This is a genomic window from Fundicoccus sp. Sow4_D5 (assembly GCF_052116365.1).
Classification (GTDB): Bacteria; Bacillota; Bacilli; order Lactobacillales; family Aerococcaceae; genus Fundicoccus.
The window spans coordinates 23979-41368 of record NZ_JBQKLF010000016.1; the positions used below are offsets into that span (position 1 = coordinate 23979).

Annotated in this window: 17 protein-coding genes; 3 read left to right on the forward strand and 14 right to left on the reverse strand. The window is 36.8% G+C overall.

Annotation, left to right across the window (positions count from 1 at the left end; all coding sequences use genetic code 11):
- Positions 1 to 74: 74 nt before the first annotated feature.
- The 11 genes from secE to ACTQ45_RS13080 all read right to left on the reverse strand — a co-directional run bounded on the left by secE (position 75) and on the right by ACTQ45_RS13080 (position 9274).
- Positions 75 to 248 (reverse strand): preprotein translocase subunit SecE, encoded by a 174-nt coding sequence (secE, locus tag ACTQ45_RS13030; protein WP_441751771.1) that lies wholly within the window; start codon positions 246 to 248, stop codon positions 75 to 77.
- Between the two features lie 14 nt (positions 249 to 262).
- The gene (rpmG, locus tag ACTQ45_RS13035) at positions 263 to 415 is read right to left on the reverse strand and encodes a 50S ribosomal protein L33 (RefSeq protein WP_441751769.1); all 153 of its coding nucleotides are present in this window, start codon (positions 413 to 415) and stop codon (positions 263 to 265) included.
- 106 nt (positions 416 to 521) lie between these two features.
- A complete protein-coding gene (locus tag ACTQ45_RS13040; protein ID WP_441763989.1) occupies positions 522 to 1133 on the reverse strand; it encodes a sigma-70 family RNA polymerase sigma factor in 612 nt (203 codons plus the stop codon).
- Between the two features lie 42 nt (positions 1134 to 1175).
- Positions 1176 to 1709 carry an NYN domain-containing protein gene (locus ACTQ45_RS13045; protein ID WP_441751765.1) on the reverse strand — a complete coding sequence of 178 codons (534 nt, stop codon included), beginning with the start codon at positions 1707 to 1709 and terminating at the stop codon, positions 1176 to 1178.
- A 17-nt stretch (positions 1710 to 1726) separates the two neighbouring features.
- Positions 1727 to 2584 carry a 23S rRNA (guanosine(2251)-2'-O)-methyltransferase RlmB gene (rlmB, locus tag ACTQ45_RS13050; RefSeq protein ID WP_441751764.1) on the reverse strand — a complete coding sequence of 286 codons (858 nt, stop codon included), beginning with the start codon at positions 2582 to 2584 and terminating at the stop codon, positions 1727 to 1729.
- Positions 2577 to 3002, reverse strand: coding sequence for a Mini-ribonuclease 3 (locus tag ACTQ45_RS13055; RefSeq protein WP_441763990.1), 426 nt, complete (start codon positions 3000 to 3002; stop codon positions 2577 to 2579). Before ACTQ45_RS13055 ends, rlmB begins: the two co-directional genes overlap by 8 nt.
- Positions 3002 to 4432: a cysteine--tRNA ligase gene (gene cysS, locus ACTQ45_RS13060; protein ID WP_441763991.1), complete on the reverse strand. Its 1431-nt coding sequence runs from the start codon at positions 4430 to 4432 to the stop codon at positions 3002 to 3004. The genes ACTQ45_RS13055 and cysS overlap by 1 nt, the downstream gene beginning before the upstream one ends.
- Before the next feature lie 145 nt (positions 4433 to 4577).
- Entirely contained in the window at positions 4578 to 6053 is a 1476-nt protein-coding gene (gltX, locus tag ACTQ45_RS13065; protein WP_441763992.1) for a glutamate--tRNA ligase, read from the reverse strand.
- A gap of 55 nt (positions 6054 to 6108) precedes the next feature.
- Positions 6109 to 7218, reverse strand: coding sequence for a PIN/TRAM domain-containing protein (locus ACTQ45_RS13070; RefSeq protein WP_441751757.1), 1110 nt, complete (start codon positions 7216 to 7218; stop codon positions 6109 to 6111).
- A gap of 80 nt (positions 7219 to 7298) precedes the next feature.
- A complete protein-coding gene (gene radA / locus ACTQ45_RS13075) occupies positions 7299 to 8687 on the reverse strand; it encodes a DNA repair protein RadA (protein WP_441763993.1) in 1389 nt (462 codons plus the stop codon).
- Positions 8688 to 8710: 23 nt separating this feature from the next.
- Entirely contained in the window at positions 8711 to 9274 is a 564-nt protein-coding gene (locus ACTQ45_RS13080) for a dUTP diphosphatase (RefSeq protein WP_441751755.1), read from the reverse strand.
- A 246-nt stretch (positions 9275 to 9520) separates the two neighbouring features.
- On the opposite strand from ACTQ45_RS13080, the gene ACTQ45_RS13085 reads away from it, so the two are divergent.
- On the forward strand, positions 9521 to 10627 hold the full coding sequence (locus ACTQ45_RS13085; RefSeq protein ID WP_441763994.1) for an ABC transporter ATP-binding protein: 1107 nt from the start codon (positions 9521 to 9523) through the stop codon (positions 10625 to 10627).
- 151 nt (positions 10628 to 10778) lie between these two features.
- Here ACTQ45_RS13085 and ACTQ45_RS13090 read toward each other — a convergent pair whose 3' ends face one another.
- From ACTQ45_RS13090 to ACTQ45_RS13100, 3 genes are all read right to left on the reverse strand, one after another.
- Entirely contained in the window at positions 10779 to 12251 is a 1473-nt protein-coding gene (locus ACTQ45_RS13090) for an alpha-amylase (protein ID WP_441763995.1), read from the reverse strand.
- Between the two features lie 74 nt (positions 12252 to 12325).
- The gene (gene glnA, locus ACTQ45_RS13095; RefSeq protein WP_441763996.1) at positions 12326 to 13669 is read right to left on the reverse strand and encodes a type I glutamate--ammonia ligase; all 1344 of its coding nucleotides are present in this window, start codon (positions 13667 to 13669) and stop codon (positions 12326 to 12328) included.
- 29 nt (positions 13670 to 13698) lie between these two features.
- Positions 13699 to 14040: a MerR family transcriptional regulator gene (locus tag ACTQ45_RS13100; protein ID WP_441751747.1), complete on the reverse strand. Its 342-nt coding sequence runs from the start codon at positions 14038 to 14040 to the stop codon at positions 13699 to 13701.
- Between the two features lie 344 nt (positions 14041 to 14384).
- Here ACTQ45_RS13100 and ACTQ45_RS13105 point away from each other — a divergent pair, with 344 nt between their 5' ends.
- Entirely contained in the window at positions 14385 to 15332 is a 948-nt protein-coding gene (locus ACTQ45_RS13105; RefSeq protein ID WP_441751745.1) for a C39 family peptidase, read from the forward strand.
- A gap of 423 nt (positions 15333 to 15755) precedes the next feature.
- Entirely contained in the window at positions 15756 to 17045 is a 1290-nt protein-coding gene (locus ACTQ45_RS13110) for an adenylosuccinate synthase (protein ID WP_441751743.1), read from the forward strand.
- Positions 17046 to 17390: the final 345 nt, after the last annotated feature.

Sequence of the window (17390 nt, forward strand, 5' to 3'; positions counted from 1 at the left end):
AACCTACAGATTGTAGGTTTTCAACTATAGGTATTATAACACTTCCATTGTTTATATAGAAGCTATTCCTTTAATTATAAAGTAACTAACCAGTTGATAAGGTTAGAGAAGCCATAATCTGCAACAGCAAAGAATAAAGCAAATAGTACAACCATTACCATGACAGTTGTTGTATATTTTCTAACTTCTTTCGCTGATGGCCAAGTAACTTTTTTCATTTCTGTCATTACATTTTTAAAGTAACCCATCATCATCATCCTATCTATTTAGTCTCTTTATGTTGTGTATGTTTGTTACAATATCTACAGAACTTCTTGATTTCCAATCGCGTTGTTTTACCCATTTGAGTAGGCGTCATCTGGTAATTGCGTTGGCCACACTCCGTACACGCTAAGGCTGCCTTTTTCTGTGCCATAGCAATCCCTCCTTACATGACATTTTGCGTCAGAGTTAATGATATGGCTTGAATGTGAAAATGTCAAGATGTAGTCTGGGTTTTTTATATAAAAATAAATTCTTAATTAGTCAACTTCATTAAATTCTAGACGTATTTTCCGGCGAGCACGACTCATGGCACTTCTGATAGTATCAACAGGCAGCTCCAATTCTTTCGCCACATTTTCATAAGTGGTATGTCCTAAAAAACTGACAATCGCTTTTTTTTCTAACGCAGAAAGTTGTGTGAAATAATCATTCGCTCTCTCTTTAATCATCATCGTTGCTTCAGGTTCAAAACAATGTGGATCAGAGATAACCTCTAGAATATTGATTTCTTGAGAGGTTTTTTCACTAATGTGGGGCGTGTCGATCGACAAATCACAAAACCCATTTTGGCGTTTAAGTGAGTAAACTTTTCTTAGCTTATTATAAATGTGATTCTTATATAATCTGTGCAAAAAGCTTGCAAAGTAAACATTACGATTACATTCGAAAGTATCAATCGCATTTAACAATGTAATTCTACCCTCTTGAAAATAATCATCTAATTGAAATTCAGGTACCGTGTAAACACTACGAATACTATAGATCATTGGTATAAATCGGTTAAATAGTTCTTCAAAAGCCTCATCTAACATTTCTTCCTTCAAAATAGCAACCAAATCTTCGTTTGTTGTTGATTCATATAACCGCAAATCTGTTACCTCCCTTTATTTTAAAAGGAAAGCTGGTACTTTCTAATCCGAATCGTTCTCTAACCAGATACGCAAAGCATCTAATTCAGCTAATTGTTCAACTTCCCAAGGACTTCGCCTTCGAAGTTTATCATTATAATATTCTCGGACATCTTGTTTGATTTGACGTTTGGCATATTCTAGATCCATCCACAATTCGTTGGCAGATTTTCTCAGAGCACCTTTTTGGAAAATCATCCATTGTTCTGCACTATCACTAGTGGCTACGTAGACACGGTTTAAGGGATTGATAAAGTTTTCTACTTCACGTTCAATATAGGCATCAGCTGTTTCCCCTTCTTTAGTGAAGACAACTTGCACTTCGTACTCATCATAAGTTTTCGTTAAACCTGGCACAAACTGTGCATCAAAGACTACCAAAGTTTGAATGTCTTTGTATTTCCGGTAATTTGTCAATTCAAACAAAAGTAAATCTCGTGCCGCTTGTATTTCATCACGCTTCTGTAAGCGAGCCAACTCTGGCCATGAACCTATCATATTATAGCCGTCCACGAACATTATTTCTTGCCGCTTCATTGCACTCACCTCCGTACTTATTTAGTTGAAGGAGGCATCGGAATTCGATTTCTTGCCACTTCATACATTAAAACGGCAGCTGCAACGCTCGCATTTAAACTTTGAACATGTCCAACCATTGGAATGGTGATCGTTCCGTCAGCTGATTCCTCAACTAATTGTGAAACGCCGTGTCCTTCATTCCCGATAACTAGCGCGATGGCTCCTTGGCTATTCCAAGTTCGCACATCTTCACCATTCATTGCTGTTGCAAACACCCAAACTCCTTTTTCTTTAAGGTGTTCAATTGCTTGAGCAATGTTCGTTACTCGTACGACAGGAACATGTTCAATTGCTCCAGTTGATGTTTTTGCTACAATACCAGTTAAGCCGACGGCGCGACGTTTAGGGATGATCACTCCATGAACCCCTGTAGCATCAGCCGTACGCAGAATCGAACCAAGATTATGAGGATCCTCAATCCCATCTAAAACTAAGATAAAAGGCGCTTCATCTCTTTCTTCTGCTAAGGCAAATATATCTTCGAAACTCTGATAGTGAAATGCAGGAGTTGTTACCACGACACCTTGGTGATTTCCACCATTCGTCAATTCATCTAACTTCGATTTCGGTACCTCTTGGTAAACGACACCCTGTTGTTTTACTAAGGCAAGTATATCCGTAATTTGCGGCCCAGATACTCCTTTTTGAATAAATAATTTATTTACTTGTTTATTCTCATTGAAAATGTTGAAAACAACATGTTTCCCAAAGAAAATTTCATTATTTTGCTCTTTTTCATCAATATCTTGCTCTCGTTTATTCTGTAGATAAGCGTCTTTTTTTCTTGGTCGTTCATGACGTTTGCCTTTCCCACGTGGTTTTTGATTACTCATTTACTTGTTCTCCTTCGTCAATCATTGTGATTGCTTCTTTGATTAGTTGATTTAATCGATCGGTTTGTTCCGTCAAAGCTAACCATCCCAATAAAGATTCAAAGCCAGTTGCTTGTCGGTAATCACCAATCGAAGCATTCTTAGCCTTCGTATTTGCCTTGTGATTTCGACCGCGTTTGTACATTGTAATTTCTTGCGCGGTTAAGAAATCCTCTTGCTTAATCCAATGCAACATTACTTTAGCTTGGCCTACTGCCCCGACGTATGTTACCGCTGCGCGATGCAAGTGATTCACTTGTGTAATCCCTTTGGAAAGCACGTGTTTTCTAACTGCTAATTCGTACACAGCATCTCCTACATAAGCTAATGTTGAACCGTTTAATAAATCAATTGCTTGTACTGTAACTGAACTGCCCATTATTTCACTCGCTTCCATTGTGTGCCTTGTGGTGTATCGTCTAGAATAATTCCTTGTCCCTTCAATTGATCCCGTATTTCATCACTACGTGCAAAGTCTTTTGCTAAACGCGCTTTTTTACGTTCATCAATTAAGTCTTGAATGTCTTGGTCTAGCAATTGATTTTCTGATAAGTCTAAACCAAAGATATCAAGTAGTTGAGTCAATAATTCTGTTAAAGCATCTAAGACAGTCTGGTTTACTGTCGCTTTTTCTAAGTATTGATTACTCGTTTTTACTAAATCTAAGACTGTTGTAATACCATTAGCAGCGTTAAAATCGTCATCCATCGCTTTAATAAAAGCAGCTTTATGTCCTGCGATTTTATCAAACCACTCTTGTGTTTCAGTCAATTCATTTTCTATCGTAACTGCATCTTGTGCACGATAAGATAGTTTTCTTAACACTTCGCGGATTTTGTCCACATTTGCTTGTGCATCTTGTAAGGCGTTGCAATCGTATTTCAATGGTCGACGGTAATGCACTGTGCCTAATAAGAAACGAACAACCATTGGTTCAACTTCTTTTAGAATATCTCTTAATAGTACAAAGTTACCTAAAGATTTACTCATCTTTTCTTCATCAGAACCCATTGTAACGAAACCATTGTGTAACCAATAGTTGGCAAACACTTCATGGGTATGACTTTCTGATTGAGCAATTTCATTCTCGTGATGGGGAAATTGTAAATCTTGACCGCCACCATGGATATCTAAAGTATTACCTAAATATTTAGTCGCCATAACTGAACACTCGATATGCCAACCTGGTCGTCCAGCGCCCCATGGTGATGGCCAATTAATTTCATCATCTGCTTTAGTCGCTTTCCATAAAGCAAAGTCTAAAGGATCCTCTTTTCTTTGCGCTAATGTTTCATCTACACGTTCGCTTGCTCCGACGAGTAAATCTTGAATTGACTGGTCAGAGAGTTGACCGTAAGTTTCAAATTTATTCGTTCTGAAGTATACATCTCCTTCAGATTCATAAGCGAAGTCTTGATCCACCAATGATTGAACGAAAGAAACAATCTCTGGAATATTATCCATCACGCGTGGATGAATCGTCGCTGGCTTTACGTTAATTGCTCTTGTATCTTGTGTGAATGCTTCAATGTATTTATCCGCAACTTCTACAGGTGTTAAGTTTTCTTCTTTAGCAGCTTTGATAATTTTATCGTCAACGTCTGTAAAGTTGCTGACATAGTTTACTTCATATCCACGAAACTCTAAGTAACGACGAATCGTGTCAAAAGCGACTGTACTGCGAGCATTCCCAATATGTATGTAGTTATATACCGTTGGCCCACAGACATAGAATCTCACTTTTCCTTCTTCAATTGGTTTAAATGCCTCTTTTTTCCGGGTCAACGTATTATAAAGTTGAATACTCATCGGTCATGCTCCTTCTATGCTGTTTATTCTATTTTTTTAGTTAATTTGCCTCTCATTGTAACACATTGCTAATTCTCATTATAGACAAAACTAGCTGCCTCGCAATAAAACTCGTTCGGCAGCTAGTGAATATCAAGTTAATGCCTTATAGTTGAGACATTACTTGTTCAATATGATTGATGGCTTTTTCTTTGCCCAATACTTCAATTAATAAAGGAAGTTCTGGACCGTGCATTTGCCCACTTACTGCAATACGAATTGGCATAAAGAGGTTACGTCCTTTAATACCTGTTTCTTTTTGAATTTGCTTAGTAAGAGGTTTGATATTACTGGCTTCAAACGCTTCATCTGATAACTCAGATAATTTATTTTTCATTGCTTCAATAACGGTTGCTGCTGTGTCAGCACTTAATACTTCACGACTCTCATCATCAATCGTTAACGTTTCGTTGAAAAACAGACTAGATAATTCAACAATTTCGGCACCGAAAGACATTTGCTCATGATAAAGACTGACTAGTTTACTTACCCATGCAAGTTCTTTTTCTGATGCATCTTCGCTTACTTTACCTGCTTGGATTAAATGAGGTAATGATAAAGATACTACTGTTTCTAACGCGGCTTTCTTCATATACGTATTATTAATCCACTCTAATTTCTTCGTATCGAAAGCTGCTGGCGAAGTTGATAAACGTTTATGATCAAACATTTCAATTAATTCTTCACGACTAAATATCTCTTCCTCACCTACCGGTGACCAGCCTAATAACGTAATAAAGTTAAACATTGCTTCTGGTAAGTAGCCTAAGTTACGGTATTGTTCGATAAATTGTAAAATCGCACCATCACGTTTACTTAATTTTTTATTTGTTTCACTATTGGTGATTAATGTCATATGACCAAACTCAGGATAATCCCAACCAAATGCATCATATACCATCATTTGTTTTGGTGTGTTTGCAATATGATCATCTCCACGTAAAACGTGTGAAATAGCCATTTTATGATCATCAACCGCTACTGCAAAGTTGTAAGTTGGCATACCGTCGCGCTTTTTAATTACCCAGTCACCTGAAATACTACGTGATTCGAATTTAATCGGTCCTTTTACTAAATCATTAAATTCATATACAACGTCACTTGGCACACGGAAACGAATGACTGCTTCGCGGCCTTCTGCTTCGAAAGCAGCTTGTTGATCGGCTGTTAAATTAGCGTGTTGTCCGCCATAATGTGGCATTTCTCCACGAGCTTTTTGAGCGTCTCTTTCAGCTTCTAATTCTTCTTCCGTCATGTAACATTTATAAGCTAAGTCACGATCCACTAAATCTTGAATTAATGGGTTATAGATATCTAAACGTTCTGATTGGCGGTAAGGACCATATTCGCCTGGTTTGTTTGGTGCTTCATCCCAGTCAATACCTAACCAACTTAAGTTCGCTAATTGGCTCTCTTCACCATGCGCTAAGTTTCTCTTGATATCAGTATCTTCTGTACGAATAATAAACTCACCTTGATGATGACGGGCAAATAAATAGTTAAATAACGCTGTACGCGCATTCCCTATATGTAATTCTCCTGTTGGGCTTGGTGCATATCTCACACGAATTTTGTCACTCATTATACAATTCTCCTTCAATAAAAAACTTCATTATTAATCTTTATTTACAATATTTTTATTCAATACGGTCTTGGGAATGGGCTGGTTTTGCAAATATCATACGTCCTGCTGCTGTTTGCAATGCACTTGTTACGACTACTTCAAGCCATTCATTCATATAATGTTGGCCTTCTTCTACAACTATCATTGTACCATCTTCCAAGTAAGCAACACCTTGTTTTCTTTCAGTTCCCGCCTTGATAATCTGGACACGCATCAGTTCTCCAGGAATAACTACTGGTTTTACAGCATTGGCTAACGCATTAATATTAAAGACCGTTACATTTTGAAATTCGCTAACCTTATTCAAATTGTAATCATTCGTTACAATTGCCGCATCCATTAGCTTGGCTAGACGGATTAACTTTGAATCGACTTCAGCAATTTCTTCAAAGTCACCTTCATAAAACTCAATGGGTACTTCGTCATCTTTTTGAAGTGTATTTAAGATATCTAATCCTCGACGACCTTTAGCACGCTTCAAAGAATCTGACGAATCGGCAATATACTGTAATTCTTTCAAAACAAAATTCGGAATGACTAGAATCCCTTCGACAAATCCAGTTTTAACAATATCAGCAATCCTTCCATCGATGATAACACTTGTATCAAGTAACTTATACTTATGAAAGGCTTCGCCTACTTTTCTTTCTAATACTTGTGATTCTATTTCAGCTTCAAATTCATTTTCACTGGCTTGTCGATTAAATAGCTTACGCCATTCATCTTTACGACTAGTTGCTGTTTGATACCCAATCAGAGCAAAAACGATTGAAAGAATAAGCGGTAAAGTGGATGACACAAATGGGATGTTTAAACTTGCGAATGGTAACGCTAGGAAATAACCAATTAATAATCCGATTAGCAAACCAATCGTTCCCAAAATTAAATTTGTCGTCGTCTGACTATTGATGATTTCCAATAATCGCTTAATTCCTTTTTCTATCAACGGTGCAACTAACGAACCCAGAATAATAAATATAATAACAAAAATAAGTCCATTTAAATATGGATTGTTAAGTATTCGATTGTCTGATCCCAGCGATGTCCATATATACGGACCCACGGTAAAGCCAAAGCTCAATCCTACAATAACTGATAAAAACATAACGACTCTTTTGAACATTTTTTCACCTCCTATAAAATAATTAAACAGTAAAAAGTATCTGTTTTTTTTTTAAAAAAACAACGCCTGTTTCGCTTTATTTATTGTCGTGGAAACACACGTTCTACAGCTTGTTTAATCGTTGCGACAGGAACTAGCTCAATTTCAAAATCAATATCAAGATCGTTAAAGTTATTCTTAGGAATAAACGCTCGTTTAAAACCAAGCTTATCCGCCTCTTTTAATCGTTCCTTGATTTGACTAACACGACGAATTTCACCAGTTAAACCAATTTCACCAATGAACACATCATCTGCCTTTGTGGCTTTATTCCAATAACTCGAAGCAATACTAATGCCAATTGCTAAATCAATCGCAGGTTCATTAAGTTTAACACCACCAGTGATTTTAAAGAAAGCATCTTGATTTTGGACTAACATAGAACAATGTTTTTCCATTACTGCTAATAACAATGAGATACGTTGATAATCAATACCACTTGCTGTTCGTTTCGCATTACCGAAAGCAGTGGGTGTCATAAGCGACTGTACCTCAGCTAAAATAGTCCGTGTGCCTTCTAAAGCAGCCACAACGGTTGAACCTGTCGCTCCGGGTAATCGTTCCTCTAAGAAGAGTTCTGAGGGGTTCCCAACTTCCTGTAAACCAACCTCTAACATCTCAAAGACTCCTAATTCATTTGTCGATCCAAAACGGTTTTTGACCGCCCGTAGTAAACGAAAACGATTATGTCTTTCACCTTCAAAATATAACACCGTGTCTACCATATGTTCTAGCATTCTTGGTCCAGCGATATTCCCTTCTTTTGTCACGTGTCCAACAATAAAGATCGCAATTTGATTATCTTTTGCAATTCGCATTAAGACACTCGTCGCTTCACGTAACTGAGACACACTACCGACTGCTCCCGTATGCTCGGGAACTTGCATCGTTTGAATAGAGTCAATAATCACGATGTCTGGTTCAATTCTTTCAATTTCAGAACCAATCGTTAATAAATCAGTTTCAGCTAATAACCAAAAATTGTCACCTTTTAAAGCTAAACGAATTGCTCTCATTTTTATTTGTTGAGCACTTTCTTCACCCGTTACATATAAAACCTTTTGACCAGCATTTGCGAGTTGTACTGAAACTTGCAGTAGCAAGGTAGATTTTCCTATACCAGGATCTCCACCGATTAATACCAGTGAACCTGGTACGACTCCACCACCTAACACACGATCAAACTCATCAAACTTTGTTGAAAAACGGGTTTCACTATTATAGGTAATTTCGTCTAGTTTTAGTGCACGTCCGGTTTGTTGATGTTTAGATGTTGTTACTTGAACTTTCGCTTGTTTAGAAGCAGATTCACTTTGGACTAACTGTTCTTCCATCTGATTCCAGGCACCACAGTTAGGACAGCGCCCTAACCATTTAGGAGATTCATAACCACAAGCTAAACATTCAAACATTACTCTTTTTTTAGCCATTTGTTCACTCCTTGATTAATCATTTATTTATCAGAAGAACCGAAACCACCGCTTCTTTCTGATGTCCCCCCTTGATCGCCGTCGACAATTAAATAAGGAGAGAAAATTCCTTGAGCAATTCGATCGCCTTTTGTAATTACTTGATCAACTAAGCCAAAGTTAATTAACTGAACATATAAGTGTCCTTCATTACTCTCATTATTATAGTAGTCAGCATCCACAATACCAATTCCATTAGGTAAGGCCAAAAATCTTTTCAGGGGATTGCTTGATCGATTGACGATTTGCATATATTCATCGTCTTGCATATAAGCTTTCAAACCTGTCGGTACTAATGTAGGTTTTAAAATTCTTTCTATTAAGGGGAGTTCACCTAAGTCTTCTTTTTTTGGTGAAGAAAAAATCCATTGTTTTAACTCTGTAAGTACAAATCTAAAAATCTGTTTCCAAAATGTCGGCAAAATAATGTCTTCAGCTGATTCAAGATCGTAACCCGCTGCCTTATGGGTTGCTCTAACAGGTATATTAATTCCTTTATCATGATAGGCTGAAATAACTTCGAAGCCACGTTTTCTTTCTATTTTCATCCGGACCCTCTTTTCCACAATATCATTCTATATTCTACCAAATTTTATGCTGTCTGTGGAATTTAATCCATAAATAACACAATTTATTCACACATTCCCGTTATTATTCCTTTGTAATGGTTTACAACCCTTTGTGTACACTATGACGAGGTTTTTTTGTGCAATGAGCCAATGGTTTCTTAAAACGCTTTCAACTATAATAAATTTAATATTACAGATAAGTAATAAACAAAGGAGCTTGATTAAATGGTACAAATTAAATTAGATAGCATCCACAAGATGTATGATGGTGCTACAAACTATTCAGTTACAGACTTTAACTTAGATATTGAAGATAAAGAGTTTATCGTATTCGTAGGGCCTTCTGGTTGTGGTAAGTCTACTACGCTACGTATGATCGCCGGATTAGAAGATATTTCTAAAGGTGAATTATACATTGGCGATCGTTTAATGAACGATGTGGCACCTAAAGACCGTGACATCGCGATGGTTTTCCAAAACTACGCTTTATACCCACATATGACTGTTTTTGACAACATGGCATTCGGTTTAAAATTACGTAAGTATCCTAAAGCTGAAATTAAAGAACGTGTTGATAATGCTGCAGATATTTTAGGCTTAAGAGAATATTTAGACCGTAAACCAGCTGCCTTATCAGGTGGACAACGTCAGCGTGTGGCTTTAGGCCGTGCGATTGTTCGTGACGCGAAAGTGTTCTTGATGGATGAGCCTTTATCAAACTTAGATGCGAAACTTAGAGTACAAATGCGTGCTGAGATCGCTAAGTTACACCAACGTTTAGACACAACGACTATCTATGTAACTCATGACCAGACTGAAGCGATGACAATGGCTTCACGTATCGTCATCATGAAAGATGGATTCATCCAACAAATTGGAACGCCACAACAAGTTTATGACTTACCAGTCAACGTATTCGTTGCAGGCTTTATCGGATCACCAGCGATGAACTTCTTTAATGTTACATTTAACAACGGTAAAATCACAAACGGTAAAGGTTTAGATTTAATCGTTACAGAACCACAACGTTCATTATTAGTAGAACGTGGTTATGACGGTAAAGAATTAGTATTTGGTATTCGTCCAGAAGATATCCATTCTGAAATGGTTGCATTAGAAGCTTCACCAGACTCAGTCGTTACTTCAACAGTATCTGTTTCTGAATTACTTGGTGCTGAAACAATGCTTTACTCATCAGTTGGCGACACAGAATTTATTGCTCGTGTAGATGCTCGTGACTACCACAAACCGGGTGAAGTGATTGATTTATCATTCGATATGAACAAAGCTCACTTCTTTGATAAAGCGACTGAAGAAGTCATTCGTCGTTAATCCTAATATAGCGTATAATCATCCAAAAAACCTCTTAGCAGTCTCACTCGCTAAGAGGTTTTTTGTCGGTTTTTTCTACGATACAGATTATTCATCCTAATTTAAAGAAAAAAATCATATTCTTCAACTTAATTATTCCCTTAATAGCACTCTATGAATAATGAGCCTCTTTGTTTACCCAAGCCGAAATTGAACCAGCCTTCACAGGAAACGTTGCAGAACCGTTTTCACTAATGGTTACTTCTGCCTCATGATGATTTAAATAATCCACAAAAACCTTCCCGGCATTTGCAGGTCCCATATTCATTTCTTTCCAGCCCTCTTCACTGTTGCTAAGAATTACTGCAACACCATCAGGATGGTCGTCATTACCTAAACGTACCCAACCAATACAATTATGATGATCAAAATAATCCGTTTGTTGACCATAAGCATGATGTTTTCTGACGTATAGTAGAGCATTCAACATATCTTGATAACCTTCATGACCATTCTCACCTTCGACCCCATAGTAATCGCCATAGAATACACATGGCAAACCTTCTTCTCTTAGTAAAATCAAACCATAGGCCAAAGATTTAAACCACTCTTTTACTTCTGACTCTAAGGACTGCCCTTTTTGTGTGTCATGATTATCAACAAAGGTCACTGCGTTCCAAGGATTATGTAGCATCAATGTATTATCAAAAATTTTCCTTAAATCGTAATTAGCTCCTTGGTTTGAAGCTTCAAAGAAATTCATATGTAAGCCGACATCAAACAAGTCAAACTCATAATCAATGGCTTCTAAATAGTTTCGTTTCGCATCATAGTTCGCTTGCCAATATTCACCAAACACATAAAACTCTTCCCCCATTGCATCTTTTACAGCTTGTATAAAGTGCTCAATGAATTTGGCATCAATATGTTTAATAGCATCTAAACGAAATCCTTGAATACCAGTTGTTTCAATAAACCAACGGGCCCAATCTTTAATATTCTGAATAACATCTGGATGAGAATAGTCGATATCCGTAAACATCAGGTAGTCAAAATTCCCTTTTTCAGAATCAACTAACTCATTATCAGCCCAGCCCTTATTTTCACCTAGAATCAAGTAAACACCAGACTCATCATTGCGTGCATCATAATCTATTCCTGTAAAATGATAATAATGCCATTCAAATTCATTGTATTTTCCTTGACGTCCTGGGAACGTAAAGTGAGTCCATGCTTCTATATCATAAGGTTCTGACAAGGCTTTTTGACGATTATCTGAATCCATTTTAAGTACTTTAAAAGTCTCTTTCTCGTCTGCGCCTGCTTTATGATTTAGAACTATATCCGCGATGGGTCGAATATTATGCTCTTTCAACTCATTAATTGCCTCAATATACTCATCTTTGGTCCCGTACTTCGTGCGAATTGATCCTTTTTGATCAAATTCTCCTAAGTCAAATAAATCATAGATTCCGTAGCCAGTGTCTCCGGAACCAGTTGCTTTTGATGCAGGTGGCATCCAGAGATTATTAATTCCAAGTTTCTGCAAATGAGCCGCATCATCTTTTAGCTGCTTCCATAAATTTCCGTCATCTGGCAAATACCATTCGAAATATTGCATTAAAACATCATTTTGCTTTACCACTAACACTCACTCCTCCATAAAATATATACTGAAAAACCTATCAATTTTACTTGATAGGTTCATCATACTATTGTTTAATACAGTTTTAAATATTTATCAACTTCCCATTGAGTAACATGTTTTTGGTAAGCAAAATATTCCATCGTTTTTTCTGCAATAAAGTTTTCCGCAATATGTGGACCTAATGCATCTAAAATTACGGGTTCTTTTTTTAATTCTTTTAAAGCCTCACGTAATGAACCAGGTAAGTCGTTCACACCTTCTGCTAAACGTTCTTCACGAGTCATCGCATAAATATTACGATCGACGGATGATGGCGGCGTTAATTTTTTTTCAATCCCTTCTAAGCCCGCTTGTAATAATACTGCTAAAGCAAGGTAAGGGTTCGCAGATGGATCCACACTACGTATTTCAACGCGAGTCGAATTTCCTCTTGACGCAGGAATTCTAATCAGTGGTGAACGATTTTGCTCACTCCACGCAACGTAAACAGGTGCTTCATAGCCAGGCACTAGTCGTTTGTATGAATTCACTGTGGGGTTGCAAACAGCTGTAAATGAGCGAGCATACTTCAGCATGCCTCCAATGAAATATAAAGCTGTTTGTGATAATTGGTCATCGGTAGACTCATCATAAAATGCATTTCCGTCTTTGTTAAATAAGGACATGTTAAAATGCATTCCGGAACCATTAATTCCAAAAATAGGTTTTGGCATAAAAGTTGCATGCAAGTTATGACGACGAGCTACAGATTTTACAATTAATTTGAACGTTTGAATGTTATCACACGCAGTGATAGCATCTGAGTATTTCCAATCAATTTCATGTTGTCCGGGTGCCACTTCGTGATGACTGGCTTCAATTTCAAAACCTAATTCTTCCAATTCAAGCACAATGTCTCGACGGCAGTTTTCAGCTAAGTCTGTTGGCGCTAAGTCAAAGTAACCACCATTATCATTCAGACTCATCGTTGGTTCACCCTTTTCATCCAATTTGAATAAAAAGAATTCTGGCTCTGGGCCTAAGTTAAAATCAGTAAAGCCTAACTTACGCATTTTTTCTAACATACGTTTTAAGTTACTACGTGGGTCTCCCGGAAATGGTTTCCGATCCGTATTTTCAACATCACAGATTAAGCGTGCAATTCTTCCGGCTTCTTCATCTGCGTGCCAGTTAAAGATTAACCAAGTATCAAAATCAGGTACCAAATACATGTCACTTTCTTCAATCCTTACGAATCCTTCAATTGAAGAGCCATCAAACATCATGTTTCCATTAAGCGCTTTTTCTAATTGAGAAAAAGGAACTTCTACGTTTTTAATTGTTCCTGCAATATCCGTAAACATTAAACGAATAAAACGTACATTCTTGCTTTGTGCATCTTTAATGATTGCTTCTTTAGTCCATTTCGTTGTCATATAATAATTTCCCCCACATTTCGTTTAAATTAGTGAAAGCGACCTTGAATTTCTAACTCATCACGCAGAATCCGTCGAACATCTTGATCGGTTAATCTAATCTTATCCTCTTCAATTGGTTCGATCGGCGGACTTGAATAACGTTTTTGAATTCCTTTCAATGTCATTCCTTCATCTAATAAATCTATGATTTCAAGCAATCGATCAACGTCATTTAACGAATACATTCTTCGGTTCGTGTCACTTCTTTGTGGCGTAACCAGTTGATAATCCTCATAGTAACGTATCTGACGGGCAGATAAGCCTGTCAATTGCATAACAGTTCCTATTGGAAAAACCGCTAATGATTTTCTAAACTCTTTTTCTGCCATTGGCCGCACTCCTTAAAATTTGTTTTAATTATAAAAATCACGATACTGATAGTCAACTTTTTTTTCACACTTGATGTCACATTATATAACACGATTTTAATTGATTTGATGCACTTTGTCGAATTATTTAACAATGAATCGTTTTTTGTTTATAATAATGCTTAAAATTTTATCTAATTCACGAATACTTTTAGCATAGACTTCTCAAACAGATTACAAGTATGTATTATTATAGAATTATTCACTAATTTGAAACAAAATTTAAGTACAATGAGATAGATATGTGCTAGAATAATATCGATGCATATTGTCAAATGCATATTTGAGACACGAGGAGGCAAGTTATGCCTAAAGCAACAAAAGTAAATTATTTCGCAACACTTTTTTCAATTATTTTTATTGTGGTTGGTGTATTTTTAATCATTCATCTCGGTAATTTAACGGCACATAATAATGCTATCATTGCTGAAGATTCATTTAAAAATAACACAACCGTTTCAAACATCCTGACAAGTCCTGAATCAGAAAGCTCGGTAGATATTTCTTCGCAAACAGAACTTGTAAAAGTTGAAGAAAAAGATTTTAATACTATATTAAATAAATATCAACCGTCCGATACAGTACTTGAACAACAGGTTCAAAAGATTATTGAAACTGAATATCAAAACAATCCATTAACAGCGCAAAAAGACATACTCGCTGCAATTAATGATACAAATCTAACATTAGATGAATTAGGTGCATTATTTTTACCAGAACATCCAGCCCAAGAAGAGAACTTACAAGAAATACAACAAATTGATGTTCCTTTACTACTGCAAAAAGATCCTGAGTGGCGTGATTTAAGATATGGATCTAATACTTCACAACAACTTGGAGAAAACGGCTGTGCCATTGTGTCTCTAGCAATGGTTCATGCAAATAATTCTGGAAAAGAAGTGCTTCCTCAGGATATTTTGGACTGGAGTAAAGAAACGTATTACGTTCATAATGCTGGTACCTCATGGACAATCTTTTATGACTTCGCACAACACTTTGGCTATTCCATGACTAACTTCGGTAGTGATTTTTACACTGCGATGGAAGCTGTTCAAGAAGGCCAGATTATTGTTGCCTCTGTTGAACCTGGCTTTTTCACTGAAACGGGTCATATCCTAGTTATAAGGGGATACGAAGACGGAAAGGTCTACGTGAATGATCCTAACGATGATCCTTCTAAGATGTATAGTATCCAAGGAATTGATGAACGGATATTTTTAGAAGATGGCCTCAATTATTGGGCTTTCTACTAAAATCTACTTTAATTGACTGAAGCCTTATAAAAAACTGACACGCTCGTTAAGTAAACTAGCTGTGTCAGTTTTTTTGTTTTAAGTTGGCTCCACTAAGTTTATTGCCCGTTGGGTTTCTTGCATATCTTTGTCACTTATAGTATTTTCTATGAGTAGGCTTTGCAGTTCTAATGGTTTGATAAAAATGAGTAAATGCCATGTTAAGTTGAAACATAAATGAGTTAAAATCTGATCACTAAACGTGACGTTTTACAGATCAATTTCTATCATTTAGTAAACTACACTATATTAATAAAGAAATCGTAAAGAATTTAGCGTATAATAGGGTGTACCGTGTTGAGGTTTTTACTAACCCTGCAGAATGCAGTCAAAGTACGAATTAGAATTCATATTCTTAAAATAGGATATAAAGGAGTCGTTTATATGTCATCAGTTGTTGTTGTAGGAACTCAGTGGGGAGACGAAGGTAAGGGGAAAATTACTGACTTCCTGAGCGAAAATGCAGAAGTTGTTGCACGTTATCAAGGTGGCGACAATGCCGGGCACACTATTAAGTTTGATGGTAAAACTTACAAGTTGCACTTAATTCCTTCTGGAATATTTGCTCAAGACAAAATTAGCGTTATTGGAAATGGTGTTGTCATCAATCCAAAATCAATCGTCAAAGAGTTAAATTACTTAAAAGATGAAGGTGTTTCTACCGACAATCTACGAATCTCAGCGAGAGCGCATGTTATCTTACCATATCACATTCTTTTAGATCAACTTCAAGAAGATTCAAAAGGTGACAATAAGATTGGAACGACAATTAAAGGTATCGGACCAGCATACATGGATAAAGCTGCCCGAGTAGGTATCCGAATTGCCGATTTATTAGATAAAGAAATATTTGAAGAACGTTTAAAAATTAATTTAGAAGAAAAAAATAAACTAATTGAAAAAGTATACGGACATAGCCCGTTGAAATTCGACGATATTTTCGAAGAGTACTTTGCCTATGGTCAAGAAATCGAGAAATATGTTGATGAAACATCAGTTATTTTAAACGATGCACTCGATAATGGTAAACGTGTCTTATTCGAAGGGGCTCAAGGTGTTATGTTAGATATCGATCAAGGAACTTATCCTTTCGTAACATCTTCAAACCCTGTAGCAGGTGGCGTTACAATAGGTAGTGGTGTGGGCCCTACTAAAATTGATACTGTTGTTGGTGTGTGTAAAGCATATACATCTAGAGTAGGTGACGGTCCTTTCCCTACAGAACTATTCGATGAAGTTGGCAATACAATTCGTGAAGTGGGTCGTGAATACGGAACAACTACAGGTCGCCCAAGACGTATTGGTTGGTTTGATAGTGTTGTAATGCGCCATTCAAAACGAGTTTCAGGTATTACTCATTTATCACTAAACAGTATTGATGTTTTAAGTGGTTTAGAAACAGTTAAAATCTGTACTGCTTACCGTACTAGTTCTGGTGAAACTATCGAATATTACCCAGCAAGCTTAAAACAACTTGGTGAGTGTATTCCAGTTTATGAAGAATTACCTGGTTGGTCTGAAGATATCACTAGTTGTGAAACATACGAAGAGTTACCACAAAATGCTCAAAATTATGTTCGTCGCATTAGTGAATTAGTTGGTGTAAAAATCGCAACTCTTTCAGTAGGTCCTGATAGAAAACAAACAATGATCCTTGACTCTGTTTGGGGTTAATCAATCGTTACGAAACGAACGATTGATCATTTTGTAATTATCCAAGCGTCGCTAGCCTTTTAAAAGGTGAGTGACGCTTTTTCTTTTCCCCAACTTGCCTCTTTACTAACTATCCTCAGATAATAGTTTTAAGGCAAAATAAGAGAGCATGTTCTACGTATATAAATAGCCAGTAAGCACGATAGAGAGTCTATCTGCTTACTGGCTTAATTAATTGGTTAGACTAAATAAATTTGATTATTCCGCGCTCTCAGATCCACCTCTCCAGCAGGACGAGTCTTTGGATAGCCATTTCGAGTCCACTAGTCCGCATATCAGGTTCATTTAAGTAGCCACGCTAACAAG

Coding starts and splice junctions, on each gene's coding strand:
- gltX (WP_441763992.1), bottom strand. CDS start 6,053: ATGAGTGACAAAATTCGTGTGAGATATGCACCAAGCCCAACAGGAGAA.
- ACTQ45_RS13045 (WP_441751765.1), bottom strand. CDS start 1,709: ATGAAGCGGCAAGAAATAATGTTCGTGGACGGCTATAATATGATAGGT.
- radA (WP_441763993.1), bottom strand. CDS start 8,687: ATGGCTAAAAAAAGAGTAATGTTTGAATGTTTAGCTTGTGGTTATGAA.
- ACTQ45_RS13085 (WP_441763994.1), top strand. CDS start 9,521: ATGGTACAAATTAAATTAGATAGCATCCACAAGATGTATGATGGTGCT.
- ACTQ45_RS13080 (WP_441751755.1), bottom strand. CDS start 9,274: ATGAAAATAGAAAGAAAACGTGGCTTCGAAGTTATTTCAGCCTATCAT.
- secE (WP_441751771.1), bottom strand. CDS start 248: ATGGGTTACTTTAAAAATGTAATGACAGAAATGAAAAAAGTTACTTGG.
- glnA (WP_441763996.1), bottom strand. CDS start 13,669: ATGACAACGAAATGGACTAAAGAAGCAATCATTAAAGATGCACAAAGC.
- rlmB (WP_441751764.1), bottom strand. CDS start 2,584: ATGAGTAATCAAAAACCACGTGGGAAAGGCAAACGTCATGAACGACCA.
- ACTQ45_RS13110 (WP_441751743.1), top strand. CDS start 15,756: ATGTCATCAGTTGTTGTTGTAGGAACTCAGTGGGGAGACGAAGGTAAG.
- ACTQ45_RS13055 (WP_441763990.1), bottom strand. CDS start 3,002: ATGGGCAGTTCAGTTACAGTACAAGCAATTGATTTATTAAACGGTTCA.
- ACTQ45_RS13070 (WP_441751757.1), bottom strand. CDS start 7,218: ATGTTCAAAAGAGTCGTTATGTTTTTATCAGTTATTGTAGGATTGAGC.
- ACTQ45_RS13105 (WP_441751745.1), top strand. CDS start 14,385: ATGCCTAAAGCAACAAAAGTAAATTATTTCGCAACACTTTTTTCAATT.
- ACTQ45_RS13100 (WP_441751747.1), bottom strand. CDS start 14,040: ATGGCAGAAAAAGAGTTTAGAAAATCATTAGCGGTTTTTCCAATAGGA.
- cysS (WP_441763991.1), bottom strand. CDS start 4,432: ATGAGTATTCAACTTTATAATACGTTGACCCGGAAAAAAGAGGCATTT.
- rpmG (WP_441751769.1), bottom strand. CDS start 415: ATGGCACAGAAAAAGGCAGCCTTAGCGTGTACGGAGTGTGGCCAACGC.